This is a genomic window from Comamonas sp. Tr-654, from assembly GCF_011752915.1.
In the GTDB taxonomy this organism is placed as follows: Bacteria; Pseudomonadota; Gammaproteobacteria; order Burkholderiales; family Burkholderiaceae_C; genus Comamonas.
In genome coordinates, this window is the sequence record NZ_VWWQ01000008.1 from 75,428 (window position 1) to 97,115 (window position 21,688).

General features: G+C 60.8%; 13 protein-coding genes. 9 read left to right on the forward strand and 4 right to left on the reverse strand.

The genetic code is table 11. The annotated features are described in order from the left end of the window. Positions 1-336: 336 nt before the first annotated feature. Positions 337-2,778: a membrane-bound PQQ-dependent dehydrogenase, glucose/quinate/shikimate family gene (locus F3J24_RS21710; protein WP_167010600.1), complete on the forward strand. Its 2,442-nt coding sequence runs from the start codon at positions 337-339 to the stop codon at positions 2,776-2,778. A gap of 604 nt (positions 2,779-3,382) precedes the next feature. Further along, complete coding sequence (locus tag F3J24_RS25010) at positions 3,383-3,745, forward strand: hypothetical protein (RefSeq protein ID WP_240154431.1); 363 nt, start codon at positions 3,383-3,385, stop codon at positions 3,743-3,745. Positions 3,746-3,981: 236 nt separating this feature from the next. Here the strand turns inward: F3J24_RS25010 and F3J24_RS21720 are convergent, their stop codons facing one another. Both F3J24_RS21720 and F3J24_RS21725 read right to left on the reverse strand, forming a co-directional pair. Then, positions 3,982-6,273, reverse strand: a complete 2,292-nt coding sequence (locus tag F3J24_RS21720) for a sensor histidine kinase (protein WP_167010602.1) — start codon at positions 6,271-6,273, stop codon at positions 3,982-3,984. Beyond that, complete coding sequence (locus tag F3J24_RS21725; RefSeq protein ID WP_167010604.1) at positions 6,270-7,100, reverse strand: DNA-binding response regulator; 831 nt, start codon at positions 7,098-7,100, stop codon at positions 6,270-6,272. The genes F3J24_RS21720 and F3J24_RS21725 overlap by 4 nt, the downstream gene beginning before the upstream one ends. Positions 7,101-7,464: 364 nt before the next feature. On the opposite strand from F3J24_RS21725, the gene F3J24_RS21730 reads away from it, so the two are divergent. Next, positions 7,465-11,886: an Ig-like domain-containing protein gene (locus tag F3J24_RS21730; RefSeq protein ID WP_167010606.1), complete on the forward strand. Its 4,422-nt coding sequence runs from the start codon at positions 7,465-7,467 to the stop codon at positions 11,884-11,886. Positions 11,887-11,909: 23 nt separating this feature from the next. Here the strand turns inward: F3J24_RS21730 and F3J24_RS21735 are convergent, their stop codons facing one another. Continuing rightward, positions 11,910-12,113 (reverse strand): hypothetical protein, encoded by a 204-nt coding sequence (locus F3J24_RS21735; protein ID WP_167010608.1) that lies wholly within the window; start codon positions 12,111-12,113, stop codon positions 11,910-11,912. A gap of 97 nt (positions 12,114-12,210) precedes the next feature. Here F3J24_RS21735 and F3J24_RS21740 point away from each other — a divergent pair, with 97 nt between their 5' ends. Genes F3J24_RS21740 through bamE form a run of 4 tightly spaced genes read left to right on the forward strand, consistent with a single transcriptional unit; the run spans position 12,211 to position 17,476 of the window. Then, positions 12,211-13,455, forward strand: a complete 1,245-nt coding sequence (locus F3J24_RS21740; RefSeq protein ID WP_167010610.1) for a TolC family outer membrane protein — start codon at positions 12,211-12,213, stop codon at positions 13,453-13,455. Further along, the gene (locus F3J24_RS21745) at positions 13,452-15,722 is read left to right on the forward strand and encodes a type I secretion system permease/ATPase (RefSeq protein WP_205244904.1); all 2,271 of its coding nucleotides are present in this window, start codon (positions 13,452-13,454) and stop codon (positions 15,720-15,722) included. Before F3J24_RS21740 ends, F3J24_RS21745 begins: the two co-directional genes overlap by 4 nt. Further along, positions 15,719-16,996 carry an HlyD family efflux transporter periplasmic adaptor subunit gene (locus F3J24_RS21750; RefSeq protein WP_370527762.1) on the forward strand — a complete coding sequence of 426 codons (1,278 nt, stop codon included), beginning with the start codon at positions 15,719-15,721 and terminating at the stop codon, positions 16,994-16,996. The genes F3J24_RS21745 and F3J24_RS21750 overlap by 4 nt, the downstream gene beginning before the upstream one ends. Positions 16,997-17,038: 42 nt before the next feature. Continuing rightward, a complete protein-coding gene (gene bamE / locus F3J24_RS21755) occupies positions 17,039-17,476 on the forward strand; it encodes an outer membrane protein assembly factor BamE (RefSeq protein ID WP_167010612.1) in 438 nt (145 codons plus the stop codon). A gap of 374 nt (positions 17,477-17,850) precedes the next feature. Here bamE and F3J24_RS21760 read toward each other — a convergent pair whose 3' ends face one another. Continuing rightward, positions 17,851-18,789: a LysR family transcriptional regulator gene (locus F3J24_RS21760; RefSeq protein WP_167010614.1), complete on the reverse strand. Its 939-nt coding sequence runs from the start codon at positions 18,787-18,789 to the stop codon at positions 17,851-17,853. A gap of 150 nt (positions 18,790-18,939) precedes the next feature. Between F3J24_RS21760 and F3J24_RS21765 the strand changes: the two genes are divergently transcribed. Together F3J24_RS21765 and F3J24_RS21770 are read left to right on the forward strand one after the other, a co-directional pair. After that, positions 18,940-19,404 (forward strand): (2Fe-2S)-binding protein, encoded by a 465-nt coding sequence (locus F3J24_RS21765; RefSeq protein ID WP_167010616.1) that lies wholly within the window; start codon positions 18,940-18,942, stop codon positions 19,402-19,404. A 19-nt stretch (positions 19,405-19,423) separates the two neighbouring features. Beyond that, complete coding sequence (locus F3J24_RS21770; protein WP_167010618.1) at positions 19,424-21,685, forward strand: xanthine dehydrogenase family protein molybdopterin-binding subunit; 2,262 nt, start codon at positions 19,424-19,426, stop codon at positions 21,683-21,685. Positions 21,686-21,688: the final 3 nt, after the last annotated feature.

A 21,688-nucleotide genomic window follows, 5' to 3' on the forward strand; every position in this document is an offset into this window, starting at 1 on the left:
CAATCTGGAAACCGTATGTGGGCAGGTCCCAAATACCCGCAGTTCGATGGCAAGGGGGCAGTGTTGGCGATGATTTGATTGCTCGCAGGCTCCAGACCTGGGAAAGATGGCCTGAGTCTGTACTTGCTGCGGCAGTGATTCTACGTAGTATTCCCTATCACGTTAATCTCACTTCATCAATAATTGTTTTCACTAGGGCGCAATAATCCGCCCATCGGAACTTGATGTGGATCAATGCCGAGCTCTCAAAGCTTGTGCGAGCGGTCAATCGCCGAGACCAGCCCGCTGCCTACCCGGCAGCAATGCGGCGCCTCGCACACCCAATCGGATGTAAAAATGGAAAAACAACAAACGCCACCCTCCTTGGCTGCCAAGGTGTGTTTGCTCGTTCTAGGTCTGTGCCTCCTGGCAGCAGGTCTGTTCTTCGCGTTCTATGGCTACCAGCTCGTTACCCTGAAGGGCAGCTGGTACTTTTTGCTGAGCGGCCTGGCACTGGTGGCTTCTGGCGTCCAGTTGGCGCGTCTGCGTTCCAGCGGCGCCATGATCTATGGAGCCACCTTTGCGGCTACCGTGATCTGGGCTCTGATCGATGCGGGCCTGGATTTCTGGCCCTTGGTCTCGCGCGTGCTGTTGCTGGCTGGCCTGGGAATCCTGGTGGCTCTGGCTTTCCCCGTGCTGCGCCGCGCCAATGCCCAGTCGCCTCAGCGAGGAGCATCGCTCGCAGTGGCCGGCGTTTTGACGCTGGCCTGCCTGGCCACGGTGGGTGGCATGTTCCTGCCTCACGCCTCGGTCGCAGCCAAGACTGATGACACCGTGCTGCAGCCCGTGCCTGCCGGCCAGGCGCCCACCGATTGGGCCCACTATGGCAGTACCCCCGGCGCTACGCGGTTTGCGGCGCTGGATCAGATCACACGCAGCAATGTCAAGGACCTGCAGCTGGCATGGACCTATCAGACCGGTGATGTGCCCGTGAGCCCTGGCGGTGGCGGCGCAGAGGACCAACTGACGCCCCTGCAGGTCGGTAACCAGGTCTTTGTCTGCACGCCTCACAACAATGTGATCGCCTTGGATGCGACAACCGGCAAGGAACTCTGGAAGACCGAGATCAATGCCAAGCAGAAGAAGTGGATGCGCTGCCGCGGCCTGGCCTACTTTGACGCCGCCCAGCCCCTGGCCCAGCCCAGCGTGGCTGGCGCCACTCCCGTCAAGGCGGTGTCCGTACCAGCCGGTGCTGCCTGCCAGCGCCGCATCCTGATGAATAGCGTGGCCCCCGAGCTGATCGCCCTGGATGCCGACACTGGCGCCTTCTGCGAAGACTTCGGCACTCATGGCCGCGTGGACCTGCGCGCAGGCATGGGCAAGGGCGCCGACAAGGGCCAGTACTACCCCACCTCGGCTCCCACGCTGGCGGGCACGACCATCGTGATCGGCGGCCGTGTGGCTGACAACGTGAGCACCGACATGCCCGGCGGCGTGGTGCGCGGCTTTGACGTGGTCACCGGCGCGCTGCGCTGGGCTTTCGACCCCGGCAACCCCGAGGACCAGAGCGCCCCGGCCGAAGGCAAGACCTACGCCCGCTCCACGCCCAACGTCTGGGCTCCCATGTCCTATGACCCTCAGTCCAACACCGTGTTCATGCCCGTGGGCAGCGCGGCCGTGGATCTCTGGGGTGTGAAGCACACGGCCCTGGACCGCAAGTACGGCGCCTCCATGCTGGCCGTGGATGCCAGCACCGGCAAGGAGAAGTGGGTCTACCAGACCGTGCATGACGACCTGTGGGACTTTGACGTGCCCATGCAGCCTTCCTTCGTGGACTTCCCTGGTGAAGGTGGCAAGACCACGCCCGCCATGGTGTTCGGGACCAAGGCTGGCCAGATTTTTGTTCTGGATCGCGCCACCGGCAAGCCCCTGACCAAGGTCGAGGAGCGCCCCGTTCCTGCCGGCAACATCGAAGGCGAGACCTATTCGCCCACCCAGCCCTTCTCGGTCGGCATGCCCAACATCGGTGCCGCCGATATGAAGGAGTCGGATATGTGGGGTGCCACGCCCTTCGACCAACTGCTGTGCCGCGTGAAGTTCAAGTCCAAGCGCTACACCGGACTGTTCACGCCTCCGGGCACTGATCCTTCCCTGAACCTGCCTGGCTCGCTGGGTGGCATGAACTGGGGAGGCATCTCGGTCGATCCCACGAACAACTACTTGTTCATCAACGACATGCGCGTGGGTCTGGAAGTACAGCTGATCAAGGCCGATCCGGCAGACGCAGGCGTCAAGGCTGACGGTAACGAAGCTGCGGCCATCACCAAGCCCGTGCCCCTGGACGGTACGCCTTACGCCATCAACGCCAAGGTGCGTTTCATGTCGCCGCTGGACATCCCCTGCCAGAAGCCGCCCTTCGGCACGCTGACGGCTGTGGACCTCAAGACCCAGAAAATTGCCTGGCAGGTGCCTGTGGGTACAGTCAAGGACACCGGCCCCTTCGGCATCAAGATGGGCCTGCCCATTCCTATCGGCATGCCCACCATCGGCGGCACTATGGCCACGCAAGGTGGCCTGGTATTCATCGCCGCCACCCAGGACTACTATCTGCGCGCCTATGACACAGGCACAGGCAAGGAAGCCTGGAAAGCCCGTCTGCCAGTGGGCAGCCAAGGTACGCCCATCAGCTACCAGTCGCCTGTGACCGGCCAGCAGTTCGTGCTGGTATCGGCCGGCGGTGCCCGCAACTCTCCCGATCGCGGAGATTATGTGATCGCCTACGCTCTGCCACGCAAGTAAGACGCGATCATCGGATAGCTGCTTCTTCGGCAGCGTTCTCGCTCGACCCCGGCAATGCCGGGGGTTTTTGTTGAGCCCTCGTGCTGCTGAGGCTTCGAATCTGGATATAGATGGGCGGGGGCTTATGCCTAGATAGTTGACTCCGGCCCATCGCCGAGCGGTTCATGCGACCAACGGCACTACTTTTAGATGTGCGGTGCCAGGAAGTCCTGGCGCATTCTTCAGCCTGGAACAGGAGAAAGCACTATGGCAATCTGCCTGCATGGCAGCGCCCGCACGACGCCGCGTCCGCGCAGAACTCCAGCTAGCGATCGGCTCCCACCGGTCCTTGGCCAAGCTCTACGGCATCAACCCCAAGACCAGAGCAAGCCAGCCTCTTTCCCGAGAGCAAGAACACTTGGCGATTGCATTGCGTAAGCAAGCGCATCTGTCGCTGGACGCTCTCATGGGGCATCCTGGAGACGGTACCCAAGCTCAGCCGTAGCGCCTCGCATCGATGCCTGCAGCGTCACGCAACCAGTCGACAGCCCGCAACGCAGGTGCCACGAAGGCTCGGAAAGTATGAAGAACGACTCCGGGTTTCGTATTCATCGACAGCGCCGAAATGAAGGTCTCCAGCGGCAAACAGCACATGTTTGTCGCCATAGACCGCGTCACAAGATTCACGCATGTTGCGTTCTTTGACAGTGCCACGAAAGCCAATGCAGCACAATTCCTTCGACAGGTGCTTGTGGCTGTCCCGTACCGCATACATACCCTTCTGACGAACAACGACATGGCCTTTACGGGACAGGAACGCTTCAGAGGCGGCGTCACCGACACATGCATCGCTCACATCTCCGAGGGCTTCTGCAAGTTCAACGGCATCGAAAAAGGGCATGCCAAGCTGCACCATCTCTGGACCAATGGCATGGTCGAACGCATGAATCGGGCCATCAAGAAGTCCACGATCAAGGCCTATGAGTGAGGGCCTGGAGCAGCTAAGCGAGCATGTCCAGGCATTCGCTCAAAGCTACAACTTCGGCAAGCACTCGAAGGCGCTCAGGTGGAAAACACCATTGCGGGCGATGTTTGAGGAATGGGAAAGATCCAAGCCGCTTTAGACTTCATCCGCACTATCTCACCGTGGTACTGAATATCCGAGAATATATTTGTATGTAAGGCTCGCGGTGTGAATGGATTCTGTGCGAAAGCGCTATTCAATTACCGTAGCGGTGCACTGCGTGCAATGTTTCCAATTTTCTCAAAGTCAAGGTCATCCAGTGCTTGCCTGACCGCCTTGATCAAAACCGGATAGTCCGTTCCGTTATCCATGGCATCAATCCAGGAGTGCAAATCGCTCCAGTTTCCATGTCTTGCAAGCCGTTCCAATTCGTCCTTGTGTTTCTTGGGGAGAGCCTCCAGCTTCTGCATGGGCTCGGGCATATGGCCTCTATCGGATGCGGGCAGTGAGATCAGGGCTTGGAAGAGCGGGCTATTAGCAACCTGTTTGACCATTAGAAAGAAGACCGCATTGGTGCCGCGTCCAGGACGGCTGTCAATCGATAGATGGCCGGTCATTTTCTCAATGATGCGTTGTGCTATGAGCAGTCCCAACCCTCGCTTGCTGTGGGTGCGATTGGCTGCCAGCGATTTCTGGATTCCCACGAGGACTTCCTCATCGATGCCGGAGCCGCTGTCGCTGACTTCAAAGCGCAGATGCCATTTTTCGCGGCCAAGGTATTTGGCCTGCAGCTTGAGGTCAATGTTGCCGTCGAATGTGAATTTCGCGGCATTGGACAGGAGATTGAGCACTGCTTGCTGCAGGCGCTTTCCGTCCAGATAGATATGCGCGGGTAGCAGGCTCTGTATTTGCAGCGAAAACGCATTGCGCTGGCGATGGGCCAGGGCCTGGGCGTACTTGGTCAGATCGTTGAGCAAAGCGCTCAGATCCACCGATTGCTCATTCAATGCCAGAGGAGGTTGCAATTCATCCTTGGCATAGTCCACCAGCTCGTCTATCAATGCCAGTTGGTAAGCAGCGCTTCTTTCAATGGCCGCCAATTTATCCGTGTCAACCTTGTCCGGGGACCGGTGCATCAGCTGCAGATAGGCAATGATCGCAGAGACTGGCGCTCGCAAATCATGGCTAACATAGGCCAGCAGTTCTTTCTGTTCTAGCGAGCGCTGCTCCGCCTGCTCCAGAGCTTCCTTGAGAGCGCGCGTCTTGTAGTCGACCTCGTGTTCCAGGCGTTCCTGCTGCTGGCTTTGCCATTGCAGCAATGTGCGTTGTGCCTGATGCCTTTGATGGGAATGCTGATAGGCCCAGCTGGTGATCACGAAAAGGCCGACCGTGAGGGCCGGCAGCACAAGCGCATATTGCTCGAGAAGCTGCACCACCGCGATATTGGGCACAAGCAGAGCGGCGGCGCGCAGCAACGCGCAAAACGCCAGCACGGAGACCAGCAACAAGGCCGTCATGCCCCCTGGCCCACCGTTGCGATGGTAGATATAGGTGCAGGCCAGAATCGTGAGCAGGCTCAGGGGCGCGACGATGATGCCCACAGGTGCGAACCAGTCGTACGGCCCCCAGAGGGCACCGACCAGGACCATGCTTTCCAGCAGGGCAATGAACTTCAGCATGACTACTCCTGCTGAAGGCAGATACTCTGGAGTCTTTTCGAGACGTGCACGCAGATACAGCAATATGCTCAGCACGATTCCCGCCACCAGGACGTGATGTGCACGGTAACCCCATTGCGTGCTGCTGGGCCAAAGTATGACTTGTGCATAGCCTCGGTAGGTCGCCTCGTAGAGTGCGGTCAGCAGCAGGCCCAGGGTTTGCCATCCCATCATGGAGGCCCGCAAAATTCTCCACAAAGCTGCCGAATACACCACAAAAACCAGAATGCTGCCTATCAGCAGGCCACTGAACAAGGCATAGTCACGCTCCATCATGTGCCATTGATCCACAGTATGCAGAGTGACTTCGAGCTTGCTCGACGCATGACTGTTGACATGGACCAGCACGCGTAGCGTCTCTCCGGGTGCGAGATTGATGGCAATTTGAGGCACGCGGGTCAGCGATTCGTTGGTGTCGCTGATTCCTGCCAGCGTCCGACTGGCTCGAACCTGGCCCTCCTGTATGCGCAGGACGTAGAAGCTAACGTGCTGCAGCCAGCTCGCTCCCAGAGCCAGTTGCAGTGCCTGGGGAGTGGGCAGATCGTTGTGCAGCGTCAGCCTGAGCCACAGATTTTTCATATCGAATCGCCCATCCAGCGTCTTGGCGCTGACGGTGCGAAATCCGTCGACCTCGCCGCCAGAAACTGCGGCCACTTCGAGCGGGTTTTCGTTGGCTGTACCTCGTTCCCAGACCTCGACCGTGCTGTCGAGGACTTTGCGGCCCAGAATCACATCGCTGGTCTGAATGCGCTGAGGGGAAGCCAATTCAATGGCATTCGCATCGATTGCCCACCACAGCAACAGGCTGCAAAGCAGCTGGATACATTGCCTCATGGCTGTGGGCTCGCGCATGAGCGCCGAAAGGCGGACGGGGTGCAGCCGAAGTAGGAATGGAAAGCCGAGGAGAAATTGGCCGCACTGGAAAATCCTATGGCTGCGGCCACTTCTTCTATATGCATGGCAGAGCTGGTAAGCATGCGTTGGGCCTCGTGAAGACGAGCCTCCCGGATGAACTTGTAGACTGTGTTGCCCGTGTGCGTCTGGAACACCCGTGTCAAGCGCTTTTGGTGGGTGCCCAGTTGGGCAGCCAGTTCGGGCAGGGTGGGTACCTTGGACAGATCGGACAGCACCAGTTGCTGGGCCGCCCGCAGCAGGGTCAAATTGCGATCGCTGCTCAGTGCCTCCGAGAGCTTCGCCGGCTCGGAGGCTGACTCTGGCGACTGTGACGGAGTTTGAGCATCCTGTTGCGGTTTTGCTCGGCGCTGCGCCAAAGCCAGATGAATTTCCACACGCGCCAGAACCTCGTTGATGTCGAACGGTTTCTGGATGTAGTCCACGGCACCCAGCTGCAATCCCCTGAGACGTTCCTGCGGCGAAGCGCAGGAAGTCACAAAAATTACAGGAATGTTTGCTGTGGATGGATCTGCCTTGAGTAGCCTGCAGGCGGTAAATCCATCTACGTCGCCCATGTTTACGTCCAATAGGATTAATTCAAATTGCTGAGTCGTGGCGCGGCGGTAGCCTTGCATGCCTTCCATGGCAACCGAAAGACGATAGCCATTGCTTTTGAGCAATTCCAGCAGGATCTTTAGTTCAGCCACGTTGTCGTCGATGACGAGAATTCGTTCACCGGAGGGGCCTGCAGGCGACCAGTAAGACACAGCAACAATCCGAGGTTAGATGGTTATGTTGAAAAACCACGGGATTGTGAAGTTGATCTTTAACGATGTGTTACGTTTTGATGGCTTGAATGACTCAGATTCACGAAATCTGACGTTTGTTTACAAGTTTTTCTGGAATGCAAAAGCAATTTCCCGTTTTTAAAAACTGACGCGGTGAGGTGAATCTTTGTCATCAGAAAAATTGACATTTGTTTTGAGTCTTTGTCTGGTAGGCAGATGGAATGTTCGCTTTTTCAAAAGCGTTGCAAATCGCTAACTCCTAGCATTCACGAGCGTTTGGCATTGAGCACCCCGGAGTAGAGGGTTCAGAACTTTGCCAAGGTCAGGAATCAAGGAGAAGTTCATGGAAGCCGTATACAAATCTGGTGGAAAAGTCGTGCCCGCTCAGCAAGGTCTGGTTTTGAACAAGCCTTCTGCGCTTATTCTCAAAGTTGCTCCGGAACAGATCGCCAAGTCAGTGCGTGTCGATAATGATCTGGTGTTGACGCTGGTCAATGGAGAGCAAGTCCATGTGAACGGATTTTTCACGCCATATGCAGAGGACGGGCGCAATGATCTGGTCTTGGAGGACCAACAAGGGGTGCTCTGGTGGGGGCAATATGGAAAGGTCTGGGAAGGCTTCGAGTTCACCGAGATCGAATCGAATGAGCCTGTCGCACCCTGGCTGCCCTGGCTTTTAGGGTTGGCTCTTGGTGGTCTGGCTGCGTCGGGCGGCGGCGGCCATAGCGTCAATCACTCACCCGAATATGCCGATCCCAATGAGGGTTTGCGTCAAGGGGATCCAGATCATGTGTCTGGGCAGGAATTCAGCAATGGCGGCTACAGGGTCGCGGTGCGTGAGGATCAGCCGTTCAATGGCAAGGTGACTGGCAAGGATGCGGACGGCGATAGGCTGACCTATGAGTTGGGCGATTCGCCTGCTCACGGAACGGTGACCGTCGACAAGAGCACCGGCAAGTACAGCTACACGCCGAACAAGGACTGGAGCGGCTCGGACAGCTTCACCATCGAACTCGATGACGGCAAGGGCGGCAAGACCAGCACCACGGTGACGGTCACCATCACGCCCGAGCAGGATGCGTTCGACGACACGGCGAGCACCGGCTTTGAGAAGTCCGTCACCATCGATGTGCTGGGCAATGATGCGTTTGAAGGCCAGAACCAGCACATCACCCATGTCAACGGAAGCGCCATCGCCGAAGGCGGCACCGTGGTCGTGGCCGACGGCAGCGTCACGCTGGTGGGCGGCCAGCTGGTGTTCACACCGGCGCATGGCTTCAGCGGCAACGCCCGCTTCAGCTACACGGCGCAGACCGATGGCGGTACGCCCGAGACGGCGGATGTGACGGTCACGGTGGCAGCCAACCAGCTGCCCGAGACGACCGATCCCAACGAAGGCCTCAACCCCGGCGACCCTGACTACATCCCTGAGCAGAGCTTCACGCCTGGCGGCGGCTACACCGTCACCGTGGGCGAGGATCAGTCGTTCAACGGCAAGATCACCGGTCAGGACAAGGACGGCCATCCGCTGACCTATGTGTTGGGTACTCCGCCCGCTCACGGAACGGTGGTCGTGACGCCAGACGGCAAGTACACCTACACCCCGAACAAGGACTGGAGCGGTCCGGGTACGGACCGCTTCGAAGTGATCGTGGACGACGGCAAGGGCGGCAAGACCAGCACCACGGTGACGGTCACCATCACGCCCGAGCAGGATGCATTCGACGATGCCGCTACCACCGGCTTTGAGAAGTCCGTCACCATCGATGTGCTGGGCAATGATGCGTTTGAAGGCCAGAACCAGCACATCACCCACGTCAACGGCACGGCCATCGCCGAAGGCGGCACCGTGGTCGTGGCCGACGGCAGCGTCAAGCTGGTGGGCGGCCAGTTGGTGTTCACACCGGCGGATGGCTTCAGCGGCGACGCCCGCTTCAGCTACACGGCGCAGACCGATGGCGGCACGCCCGAGACGGCGGATGTGACGGTCACGGTGGCAGCCAACCAACTGCCCGAACCCACCGATCCCAACGAAGGGCTCAACCCCGGCGACCCTGACTATGTCCCTGGCCAGAGCTTCGATCCGGCCACGGGTCAGTACACCGTCACCGGCAACGAAGACCAGACCAGCATCAACGGTAAGGTCACGGGCACCGACGCCGATGGCAACGCCATCACCTATACCAAGAAGAGTGACCCCGGCCATGGCAGCGTGACGGTGAACCCGGACGGCAGCTACAGCTACACGCCGAACAAGGACTGGAGCGGCTCGGACAGCTTCACCATCGAACTCGATGACGGCAAGGGCGGCAAGACCACGACTACGGTGACGGTCAACGTCACGCCCGAGCAGGATGCGTTCGACGATGCTGCCACGACCGGCTTCGAGAAGTCCGTCACCATCGATGTGCTGGGCAATGATGCGTTTGAAGGCCAGAACCAGCACATCACCCACGTCAACGGCACGGCCATCGCCGAAGGCGGCACCGTGGTCGTGGCCGACGGCAGCGTCAAGCTGGTGGGCGGCCAGTTGGTGTTCACACCGGCGGATGGCTTCAGCGGCGACGCCCGCTTCAGCTACACGGCGCAGACCGATGGCGGCACGCCCGAGACGGCGGATGTGACGGTCACGGTGAGCCAGCCGCCGGTGTTTGTCGATCCAGGCGATCCGGGCGAACCGCCAGTGACGAGCTATAGCTTCGAGTACGACGAGAACAGCGCTGCCGGCCAATTGCTGGGCCTGGTGAAGGCTACCGATGCAGACAGCACATCGGTGAGCTACAGCATCGATCCGGACAGCGACCCCAATGGCTGGTATGCGATTGATGCGACGACTGGTGAGATCACGCTGACAGCGGCTGGAGCGGCGTCGCAAGCCAATGACTTCGAGCAAGGCAGCAATAGCCAGACCATCACGGTGGTGGCGACCGATAACGAGGGCGGAAAGACCGAAGTCACTGTCACGCTCAGGGAAAAGGACCTGAACGACAACGCCCCGGTGTTGGTGATTGAGCCCGAAGACAAGGTATTGCATGTTGCGGAGGAGGCGCTGGCCGGAGGCATCAAGGATGACCCGAGCAGCACGACCACTGCCACAGGCAAGATCACCTTTACCGATGCGGACAAGACTCCAGACATCAATACCTTCTCTCTGGAGATTGAGGGCCCAGCGGACGGCAGCATCACTTCGGGCGGCGTGGCGGTGACCTGGAGCTGGGATGCCAGCTCCAGCACGCTGACCGGCATGGCCGGTGCCAAGGAGGTCATGACCGTCAAGGTCGGAGCCCTGACCGAGGTTGGCGGCAAGTACGAGGCAAGCTACACGGTCACCCTCAAAGGCCCTGTGGACCATGCGACGGGCAGCGGTGAAAACAAGCTGGATCTGGATTTCAAAGCCATTGTTAACGATGGCAAGCAGGACAGCGAGATCGGGTTCACTGTGGAGGTCAAGGATGATGTGCCGGCGCTCAGCGATGACGCCGAGTTGGCGATCAACCTGGCCAAGCTGCAGACCAATGTGATGATCGTGCTTGACCTGTCGGGCAGCATGAACTACGTGGGCAGTGGCAGTACACAGCTTCCCAATAATCCGAACAATCGCCTGAATCTGGCCAAGAAGGCGCTTGAAGATCTGATCAAAAAGTACGACGAGTATGGCGATGTGGCGGTCAAGCTGGTGACTTTCAATGGTTCCTCCGCCAATGCCCAGGCCACCTGGATGAGTGCCGCAACGGCGATCGCTGTCATCAATGGTCTGACAGCGACTGGTGGCACGCCCTACACCGCCGCCCTCAACGCCGCGATGGGGGCCAATGGCTTCGCCGACAATGTGGGCAAGCTGACCGGTGAGGGGGTGCAGAACGTTTCGTACTTCATCACCGATGGCGTGCCTTCTTCCGGGCAGAGCGTTAACGCAACCCTGCAGGGGCAGTGGGAAGACTTTCTGACGACCAACCACATCAACTCCGTGGGTGTGGGTTTTGGCGGCATCCTGACGGGCGATATCCCGAATATCGACCCTATCGCCTACAACGGTGCGGCTGGAACGGAGAACAACGTGGTTCTGGCCAATTCTGCGGCGGAGTTGAATTCCACGCTGCAGAACCTGATCCAGCTGCCCAGGCAGGAGGGCTCGCTGCGCGGCGAGCTCGACAGCACCGTGGAAGGCTTTGGTGCGGACGGCGGCTTTGTCAATGTGCTGGAGGTCGACGGCGTCACTTACACCTATCTGCCCGGGCAGGCTCTGCAGGTGACTGGCAACCCAGCTTCGGGAACCTACACCTATGACGCAGCCAAGCACATCATCACCATCAAGACAGCCGCAGGTGGCTCGTTGACGGTGGAGTTCGATACTGCCAAGTTTATCTATGAGGGCAAGGCGCTTGCCTCCTACTGGGACCGCTTTGGCTACACCATCCAGGACGGAGATGGCGACCAGGCATCGACTGTCAAGGATGTGAAGGTGGTCTACGACGGTGGCGATCCTGGCCCCAAGCCTGCGTATGCGTCGCCGTTGATGGCCATGAGCCTGGACCTGGAGCATCTCGATGCCCTGCATACGGATGCGGACGAGCCTGCTGCGACGCTGCCTGCGCTGCACGATGTGCTGCAGTCCAAGGACGAGGCTGCAACTGAGATCGGTGGCCTGGAATCGGCGCAAGCTCCTGCAGCCGCAATTGCCCCTGTAGCTGTATCACAGGACCTTGCCTTGTATATGCCAGCTCCTTTGCCAGAGGAAGAGCTGCACCAGCCGGTGCATGCTTGATGGCTTATCAAACTTGATAGCTTTCAGCGCATGAAGTACGGAGTTTTTAGCATCAAAAATGCTTGAAACGCCGTACTGAATGCGAAGTCAGCTATGTAAGCAAGAGCAAACAAGAAAAACAAACAAGCTGTGCCGCAGGCTGGATGCCGCGACGCGGAACGGTGATTGCGCCATGGTGCCGCGATGCCAAGCTGAGAAGTAGCGATAGCGATGGATATGTCGATCAAGTCCAAACTCCCTCGGGTTTTCATGCAGCAGGTTGCCGCAGCGGTCGCGCTGGCTTGTGCAGCGGGGTGGGCCAATGCTGCTGCTGCGGGCCAAGCCATGGATATGCGTGCAGCGGTGCAAGCTGCTGTGGCGTGGCACCCCGCGGTGCGCACGGCGCAGGGGCAACTGCAGGGTGCGGATGAGGGCGTGGCTTCGGCCCGTGCGGGCTATTACCCGCAGGTCAAGGGCGGGGTGGGTGCACAGGTAAACAATCGCGATGTCTACCCCTATACCTCGCGGCGCGTGTATGACGCCAGCGTCTCAGTGTCGCAGATGCTGTATGACTTCGGCAAGGTGGACAGCGCGGTGAAGCAGGCCGAGGCGGGTATCGAGGTGGCCCAGGCGCAGCTGTATCTGTCCACGGACGATGTGGCGCGCGAGGCAGCGCAAGCCTGGGTGGAGCTGCGCCGCCAGCAGGCCATGGTTGCGATTGCGAAAAGTCAGCTGGAGGGCGTGGGTGCGCTGGCGGAGCTGGCACGGGAGCGTCAGGTCAAAGGTGCCAGTACCCGTTCGGACTTTATGCAGGCGCAGTCGCGCATGGATGGTGCACGCGGCCAGCTGATCAATTACGAAGCGCAGGCGCGCCGCTGGCAGGCGCGACTGATGACTCTGACCGGACTGCAGATGCCACCCGCCGTGAGTGCAGGAAATAGCGGTATGCCGGATGCCCTGCCCCAGGCCTGCACTGCTGCGCAGGTGCTGCCCACGGCGACGGTGCGCCGAGCCCAGGGCCAACGGACGCTGGCCCTGGCCGAGTTGAAGGCCGCTGACGCACAACTGATGCCAACGATCTCGGTGGATGGCTCAGCCTCGCGCGGGCTTACCGCTGCCTCGCGCCCGGCTGGCTACCCTGATCTGGATATGCGGGTGATGTTCAATGTATCGGCACCGCTGTTCGAGGGAGGGCGCAACCAGGCCCGTCAGCGCGCTGCAGCGCACGCACTGGAGGCCGCAGACGCGGCCGTGGCCAACGCCGAGCTCCAGGCTCGGCAGTCGCTGCGTGATGCACAGGACCAGAGCCTGGGCTTACGGGAGCGTCAGCCGGTGGTGGACGAGCGTATCTCCAGCATCCGCATCACGCGTGATCTGTACCGTGAGCAATACCTGCAATTGGGCACACGCTCGCTGCTGGATCTGCTCAATGCAGAGCAGGAATACCACGGCGCACGATTCGAGCAGGTGGACAACGCCCATGACCTGCAGAGGCTGGCTGTGGAGTGCTGGTACCAGAGCGGATGGTTGGCGGATGAGTTTTCGCTCGATACCCGGTTCCGGGATGCGAGCCAAGGAGTGATGCGATGAACGGGTCGATGAATCAGGGTCATCGGAGGCCGGCTGGTGCCGGGCCGCAGTCGCTACTCATGCAGGGATGGCTGCAAGCGATACTGGCAGTGGCCGCGCATTATCAGATCGACACCTCGCGTGAACGCCTGTGTGTGGATGCGGCCTGGGCGGCTGATAGCGAGCTGTCGGCCGAGGACCTACGTCAATGCATACGTCAGATGGCCAGGCAGGCGGGCTTGACCGTGACCGAGGTGGCTCCAGACCTGCAGCGGCTCACGGCCTGGCGCCTGCCCCTGGTCCTGCAACTGCGCGGTGGGCAGGTGGCTGTCGTCACGGCGCTGGCCGAAGACGGCCTGCGCCTGCTGCTGAGTGGCGACGAGGGTGGTGAGAGCACGTACACGCCGGCCGAGTTGCAGTCCGAGGCGGAGGCGATGGCGGTGCTGCGTCCGCTGCAGTCTGCCCCCGATTCGCGCGTGGACAGCTACCTGCGCCCGGTGGAGAGCCATTGGTTGCGCGACATCGTGTTTGCCGACCTGAGACCCTACGGCCACATTCTGCTGGCCTCGTTCATCACCAATCTGATGGCCCTGGGCGGCATTCTGTTCTCCATGCAGGTTTATGACCGCGTGGTGCCGTCCCAGTCCGAGCCTACGCTGTATGTACTGTTCGGCGGTGTCTTGCTGTCCATCGCATTTGCCTGGGCCATGCGCTCGGCGCGCATGCACATTACCGACATGCTGGGCAAGCGGGCAGACATGCGCATTTCGGATCGCGTCTTCGGTCACGCGCTACGCGTGAAGAACAGCGCTCGCCCACGTGCCACGGGCACTTTCGTGGCTCAGATCCGTGAGCTGGAGCCGGTGCGCGAGATGCTGACCTCCACCACGGCCGCTGCGGTGGCCGATCTGCCTTTCTTTCTGCTGTTCTGCTTCATCTTCTGGATGATCGCAGGCGCATTGGTCTGGGTGCCGTTGGCGGCTTTTGTCCTGCTGCTGGCGCCCAGCCTGTTGGCGCAAAAGCGCCTGCGCAACCTGGCCCAGGCCGGCATGCGCGAATCGGCGCTGCGCAACGCGATGCTGGTGGAGACCGTGCAGGGCATTGAGGACATCAAGCTGCTGCAGGCCGAGCCGCGCTTTCAGAATCAGTGGAACCACTTCAACGCAGTGAATGCCGAGGCAGGGCTGAAGCTGAGAGCGCTTCTGCATGGTCTGAGCAACTGGATGCAGACGGTGCAGGGCAGCGCTTTTGCTTTTGTGGTGTTCTTTGGCGCACCCCAGGTGATGCGCGGCGAGATGAGCACTGGCGTGCTGGTCGCATCCTCCATCCTGGTCAGCCGCATGCTGGCTCCCTTGTCCAGCGTGACCGGCGTGCTCAACCGCTGGCAGCAGGCCAAGATGGCCAGTGACGGGCTGGATCAACTCATGCGCCTGCCCGTGGATCACGCCGAGGACGGCAGCCGCATCCACCGCCCCGTCATAGAGGGGCGTTACGATTTCAGCGAAGCCGTGTTCAGCTATGACGGCAAGACCCCCGCGCTTCAGGTCAAGCAACTGCAGATCGTGGGCGGGGAGCGCATCGCCATCCTGGGGCGCAACGGCGCGGGCAAGTCGACGCTGCTGCAGGCTCTGTCGGGTCTGATTGAGCCGATGGCCGGACGGGTGCTGCTGGACAGCGTGGCCTTGGCCCACATTGACCCGGCAGACCTGCGCCGTGACGTGAGCCTGCTGACGCAGAATGCGCGTCTGTTCTATGGATCCTTGCGCGAGAACCTGCTGTTGGGGGCGCCCCATGCCAGCGATGGGGAACTGATGACCGCGTTGCTGGATGCGGGAGCCTGGTCCTTTGTACAGACCTTGCCCACCGGCCTGGATCACATGGTGATGGAGGGGGGCTTGGGCCTCTCGGGAGGGCAGCGCCAGGGTCTGTTGCTGGCACGCCTGCTGTTGCGCCAGCCGCGGGTACTGTTGCTGGATGAGCCTACGGCGGCGCTGGACGATGTGGCCGAGCGCGATGTGATCGCGCGGTTGCGCAAGCTTGCGCCGGGGCGCACCCTGGTTGTGGCAACGCACAGGCCCGCTGTGCTGCAGGTGGTGGACAAGATCATCGTCGTGGATAAAGGCCAGGTGGTGCTGCAGGGCGCGCGAGATGAAGTTCTCAGGCGCCTTAATGGCGCAGCCCCGCCGGCAGCCTCGCAGCAGAGTGTTCGCGTCGTGCAGGGCGCACGCATGAAGGTGGCGGTGCGGCCGCAGACAAGGCTGTCCTCTGTGGCGGAGGGGCAGGAATGACACAGAAAAGCGAATCCGTCGGGGCATTCCCGACAGCCACCGAAGCCGCGCCAGCGCGCACGTCATCGCCCGAACTTTCGGCCACGCCCGCGCGTCTGCGTGGCGCCATGCCGGCCATAGGCGACTTTGACGAGGTGCGCGCAAGCCGCTCGGACCGTGTGGTGTGGTGGGTCACGGCTTTTGTGCTGGCCTTTCTGGCCTGGGCCTGGTTCTTCGAAATTGACGAGGTATCCAACGGCGGCGGCAAGGTGATTCCATCCTCGCGCGAGCAGCGCATCCAGTCTCTTGAGGGCGGCATCCTGGCCGAGCTTCTGGTGCGAGAGGGCGACATCGTGGAAAAGGGGCAGGTGCTGGCCAAGCTGGAGCCTACGCGCGGCGAATCCAGTGTGGAGGAAACTGCAGCCCGTTACCGAGCTGCCCTGGCCGCCAGCGTACGCCTGCGTGCCGAGGTTGAGGGGCGTGATAGCCTGCAGTTTCCGCAGGAGCTGCAGGCCCATGAGCAGCTTCAAGCGTCGGAGAGCGCGCTATTCCGTTCGCGCCGTGCGGCGCTGAACGACACCGTGGCAGGCCTGAGTCAGGCACTGGCGTTGGTGCGCAAGGAGCTGGGCATTACCCAGTCGCTGCAGGCCAGCGGTGCGGCCAGCAGCGTCGAGCTCATCCGCCTGCAGCGTCAGGGAGCGGAGCTGGAACTGAAGATTGCCGAGGCGCGCTCCGGCTATATGGTGCGCAGCCGTGAGGAGTTGGCCAAGGCGGACGCAGAGGCGAAGTCCCTGTCCTCGGTGGTGCGCGGGCGCTCGGATTCGCTGGAGCGTCTGACACTGCAGTCGCCCGTGCGGGGCGTGGTCAAGAGCCTGCAGGTCACGACCATTGGTGGCGTGGTACCTCCCAACGGTCTGCTGATGGCGTTGGTGCCCCTGGATGACCAGTTGCTGGTGGAGGCCCATATCTCGCCGCGCGATATCGCCTTCATTCGCCCCGGGCAGGAGGCGCTGGTCAAGGTCACCGCGTATGACTACGCGGTCTATGGCGGCCTCAGCGGCCAGGTGGTGACGATTGCCCCGGACACCCAGCGTGACGAGGTCAAGCCCGAAATCGTCTATTACCCGGTGCTGGTGCGCACCGACTCGGACGTTCTGGTGAACAAGGCCGGCCAGCGCATGCCGATTGTGCCGGGCATGGTGGCCGCTACCGATATCCGCACGGGCCGCAAAACCGTCTGGGACTATCTGACCAAGCCGCTGAACAAGGCGCGCGAGGCCTTGCGCGAGCGCTGAAGCCCCGCAGTGCGGGTTCTTATTTTGATGAAAGAGGATGCCATGAGCATGATTGAATCTACCTTCCGCCTTTCCACTCTGGTGCTGGCAGCAGCTTGCATCGCCTTGCCTGCAGCGGCGCGTGGCAACCCGGAGGATGCTGTCAGCAATCCCGACAAGCTGCAGTATTCCGACGTCAAGGTGGGTTACGCAGACATGAAGACGGACTTTGCCCGCGATGGCGTGCTGGCTGAGCAGTTGGGCGGCATCCGCTCCATTCAGCCCGGAATGTCTCAGGAGAGGGTGCTGCAGACGCTGGGAGAGCCCTTGGCGCGAACAGCAGGATCCAAGGGGCAGGAGTGGGACTACAACTTCAAGCTGCGTCAACCGCAATCCGGCAACCTGCTGGTGTGCCAGTACAAGGTCGTATTCGACGATGTCAAGGAGGTGATCGAGTCTGTCTGGCGTCGCCGACAGTGCCAGCAACTGGCGCGGCGCTGAGTCGCTGCTGGAGCGTAACCAGCTCGGCCGGCACCTAGCCAATGCTCGTCCGGCTGCTTGGCATATGCCCAGGCATGCAAGCGGGATCGATCGCTCCATGGCGTCGGTGCATCCTGGCATGCCATTGCTGCACCGCTCCATGGGGCCACAGCCTGGGGCAGTGGAGTCCGTTCTTGCTTTGAAGACGTCATGGGCGTGGGCGCATGATCGTTGGCAACGGCTGCATGTGCGCCGCGCTTTTTTGTCGATGGTCGATCGCCGAGCATCAACTGTCGCAGCGCTGTTTCAGTCCTGTGAGGATTGGCTGCGCAGGCACGGCACGCCGAAGAAGGCGGGTAGTCATGGTTCTGGCAATCCACCGAACCAGGATGAAGTCAAGGGCGCCGTTTCCCATCCGCTGCATTGGAAAAGCCGTTTCGCTGCACATGGCGGACCAGAAAATCAAGAAATATCCGGGTCTTGAGGGGCAGGTGTGTGCGGTGCGGGTAATAGGCATAAAAGCCCGGGAAGCTGGCCCAATAGGGCTTCAGCACCTCAACCAGCTGGCCGGCATGGAAGGCACCGTTCATGGATTCGCGCCAGCCGGTGATCAGGCCGATGCCATCAAGGGCCGCGCGCATGGCCGTGTCGCCATGGTTGACGGTCAGTGGCCCGGTCACGGCGCGTTCGCACAGTTTGCCGTCGATATTGAATTCCCATTTGTAGACGGCGCCGCTGCTGCTCATGCGGTAGTTGATGCATTGATGATGCTCCAACTCATCAGGGTGTTGCGGAACGCCATGTGTCTGGAGGTAGGCGGGGGACGCGCCAAAGCTCATGGTCAGGTCCTGCGTGAGCGGCATGGCCACCATATCGCCCTCCAGCGATTCGCCATTGCGTATGCCGATGTCGAAGCCTTCGCGCACGATGTCCACAAAGCCATCGTCATAGACCAGCTCGACATGAATGTGCGGATGGTGTGCAAAGAATTCTGCGAGCATGGGCTCGACCAGCACCTTGCCTGCAGGGTGCGAGATGGTAAGGCGCAAGCTGCCACCTTCGACACCGGCCTGGAGCTGAAGGTCCTCGGTTGCCTCGCGCATGCTGGTGAGAGCCGGTGAAATGCGCTCCAGATAGATTCTTCCTGCCTCCGTCAGATTGACGCTGCGCGTTGTCCGATCGAACAAGCGCACATCCAGGCGGGCTTCCAGCTTTTTGATGGTTTGGGACAGCGCGGCAGGCGTGACTCCTATGGCATGGGCTGCATAGGTCAGACTGCGATGCTGGGCCACCTGCTCAAAGGCTGCCAGATAGGCGAGTATTTCGGGCTTCATGTCGTCTATTTTTAAGTAAAGCTTAATAACATAGATAGATTGCTTGGCTTTTTCTTTTGCATTGCCTGACGCACACTGCCTCTGCTTCGCGTGACTCTCCCAAGATCGCGCAGTAGTCCCCGTGTTGAAAAGCAAGAAAGAAAGCACCCCATGCCCGTCAAATTCACTCTCAACGGCAAGCCCGTAGCGGCCGACGTGGATCCTTCAACGCCCATTCTCTGGACCTTGCGTGACACGCTGGGCATGACCGGAACCAAGTTTGGTTGCGGCATGGCCATGTGCGGCGCTTGCACCGTACATCTGAATGGCCAGGCCATACGATCGTGCATCACGCCCGTCTCGGCGGCGCAGGGGCAGAAGATCACCACCATCGAAGCGCAGGCCACAGACAAGGTGGGCAAGGCTGTTGAGGATGCATGGGTGCGCCACGACGTGGCTCAATGCGGCTATTGCCAGAGTGGGCAGATCATGAGTGCTACCGCGCTGCTCAACAGCAATCGCCGACCCAGCGATGCTGATATCGATGCGGCCATGGCGGGCAATATCTGCCGCTGCGGAACCTATGCACGCATCCGTGCAGCCATCCACGATGCGGCCAAAGACCTGTCGGCCTGAAGAATAAGGAGTACATCCCATGCCTATTCCTCAGCATTTTTTTGCAGATCTGCCCAAAGGTCTGCGTGCGCTTGCAGCTGACGCGCTGGATACTGGCTCGAAGCTTGAGCGGCGCGAGTTTCTCAAGTTGGCGACGGCCTCGGGTTTTGCGCTGGGCATATTCCCCGCCGCTGCAACGGCCCAGACGAGGAGTGATGAGCAGGTCGCTGTCGGCGCGCTCAAGCCCACTCAGCAGCCTTCGGCTTTCGTGAAGATCGGTCGTGATGGTGTGGTGACGATCACGATCAACCGCCTGGAATTTGGCCAGGGCGTGCAAACCGGCCTGCCCATGGTGCTGGCCGAAGAGCTGGACGCCGACTGGTCCAAGGTGCAGGGTGTGCACGGCAATGCTGATCCCGCCTATGTGGACCCGGTCATGGGAATGCACTTGACGGGTGGCTCCACGGCCATCAAGAACTCCTATGTCCAGTACAGGGAGCTGGGTGCGCGCACCCGCGCCATGCTGCTGGCCACGGCTGCCAGGCGCTGGGGCGTGGACCCACACTCCCTGCGCACGCAGGCAGGGCAGGTGATCGGTCCCAAGGGCAAGAAACTGGGCTACGGCGAGCTGGCCGATGAAGCCATGAAGATGCCGGTTCCACAGCAGGTGGTGCTCAAGGACGCCAAGGACTTTCGCATCATCGGCCGAGCCACGGGACGGCTCGATGCACGCGCCAAGTCCAGCGGCAGGCAGTCCTACGGCATTGACATGCATCTGCCTGGAATGCTGACTGCGGTGGTGGCGCATCCGCCAGTGTATGGCAGCAAGATCCAGTCGGTGGACGATGCGGCAGCCAAGGCCATCAAGGGCGTGCGCGCGGTGCTGCGTGTGCCCAGCGTGTGGGGCGGCGAGCTGGTTGCCGTGCTGGCCGATGGCTATTGGCCTGCCAAGCATGGACGCGATGTCTTGAAAGTCCAGTGGGACAGCAGCGCTGTAGGCAAAGTCGATTCGGTGCAGCAACTGGCCCGGTATCGTGAACTTGCCAAGCGGCCGGGCGCGCTGAAGTTTGATGCCGATGTTTCGGCGCTGGGGGGCGCAGCGCACAAAATCAGCGCCGAATATGTGTTTCCCTATCTTGCCCACACTCCGATGGAGCCTCTGAACTGCACGGTACGTGTGACAGGAGCCGGAAAGGACGCAAGGGTCGAGCTTTGGCTGGGTACGCAGGCTCCCGGCTGGGAAGTGGCAACGGCTGCGCGCGTGCTCGGCGTGGCACCGCAGAATGTCCGCGTCAATGTGCAGATGGCGGGCGGTGGCTTCGGACGCCGTGCCAATCCGCGCAGCGACTATGTGGCCGAGGCCTGCGAGATTGCCAAGGCCGCCAAAGCCTCTGGTATCGACGCCCCGGTGCGCATGATCTGGAGCCGCGAGGACGATGTCAAGGGAGGCTATTACAGGCCCATGCATGTGCATCGCGCCGAGATAGGTCTTGACGAGAAGGGGCGGGTGCTTGCCTGGGACCATGTGATCGTGGGCCAGTCGCTTGCCAAGGGCACGGCGTTTGAAGGTTTCATGCTCAAGAACGGCGTGGACACCACCACGGTTGAAGGCATGAAGGAGCCCTATGACCTGCCGATGCGACTGTCGGTACATCATCCCGAGCTCAATGCGCCGGTGCTCTGGTGGCGTAGCGTGGGGTCTACCCACACTGCCTATGTGATGGAGACCTTGATTGACGAGATTGCCCGGGCAGTCAAAAAGGATCCTGTCGCGTACAGGCTAGAGCAGTTTGGCGACAGCCATCCGCGCCACAAGGCTGCGCTGCAGCTGGCAGTGGAAAAGTCGGGCTACGGAAAGCGGCAACTGGCTGAGGGCAGGGCCTGGGGTGTAGCCGTGCATCAGTCTTTCGACTCGGTGGTGGCCTATGTGGTGGAGGCATCCGTGACGGAGGGCGTTCCGAAGCTGCATGCAGTCACTGCCGGCGTGCACTGCAATCTGGCGGTCAACCCTCGCAGCGTGGAGGCGCAGGTGCAAGGCGGAGCCTTGATGGGCCTTGGCATGTGCTTGCCCGGCGCTGCGATCACATTCAAGGATGGTCAGGTGGAGCAGGGCAATTTCAATGACTACACCGTGGCCCGCTTGACGGACATGCCTGCGATCACGGTGCATATTGTGCCCAGTGCCGATGCCCCAACCGGCATGGGTGAGCCAGGTGTGCCGCCGCTGGCGCCGGCCTTTGCCAATGCCATTGCCAGGCTGAGCGGCCATACACCGCGCGAGCTTCCATTTCCTAAGGCCTAGGAG

What these genes read in the sequence shown, in the direction of transcription:
- F3J24_RS21710 (WP_167010600.1), top strand. Translation starts at nt 337, where the DNA reads ATGGAAAAACAACAAACGCCACCCTCCTTGGCTGCCAAGGTGTGTTTG.
- F3J24_RS21765 (WP_167010616.1), top strand. Translation starts at nt 18,940, where the DNA reads ATGCCCGTCAAATTCACTCTCAACGGCAAGCCCGTAGCGGCCGACGTG.
- F3J24_RS21770 (WP_167010618.1), top strand. Translation starts at nt 19,424, where the DNA reads ATGCCTATTCCTCAGCATTTTTTTGCAGATCTGCCCAAAGGTCTGCGT.
- F3J24_RS21720 (WP_167010602.1), bottom strand. Translation starts at nt 6,273, where the DNA reads ATGAGGCAATGTATCCAGCTGCTTTGCAGCCTGTTGCTGTGGTGGGCA.
- bamE (WP_167010612.1), top strand. Translation starts at nt 17,039, where the DNA reads ATGAGCATGATTGAATCTACCTTCCGCCTTTCCACTCTGGTGCTGGCA.
- F3J24_RS21740 (WP_167010610.1), top strand. Translation starts at nt 12,211, where the DNA reads ATGGATATGCGTGCAGCGGTGCAAGCTGCTGTGGCGTGGCACCCCGCG.
- F3J24_RS21750 (WP_370527762.1), top strand. Translation starts at nt 15,719, where the DNA reads ATGACACAGAAAAGCGAATCCGTCGGGGCATTCCCGACAGCCACCGAA.
- F3J24_RS21745 (WP_205244904.1), top strand. Translation starts at nt 13,452, where the DNA reads ATGAACGGGTCGATGAATCAGGGTCATCGGAGGCCGGCTGGTGCCGGG.
- F3J24_RS21730 (WP_167010606.1), top strand. Translation starts at nt 7,465, where the DNA reads ATGGAAGCCGTATACAAATCTGGTGGAAAAGTCGTGCCCGCTCAGCAA.
- F3J24_RS25010 (WP_240154431.1), top strand. Translation starts at nt 3,383, where the DNA reads ATGAAGGTCTCCAGCGGCAAACAGCACATGTTTGTCGCCATAGACCGC.
- F3J24_RS21760 (WP_167010614.1), bottom strand. Translation starts at nt 18,789, where the DNA reads ATGAAGCCCGAAATACTCGCCTATCTGGCAGCCTTTGAGCAGGTGGCC.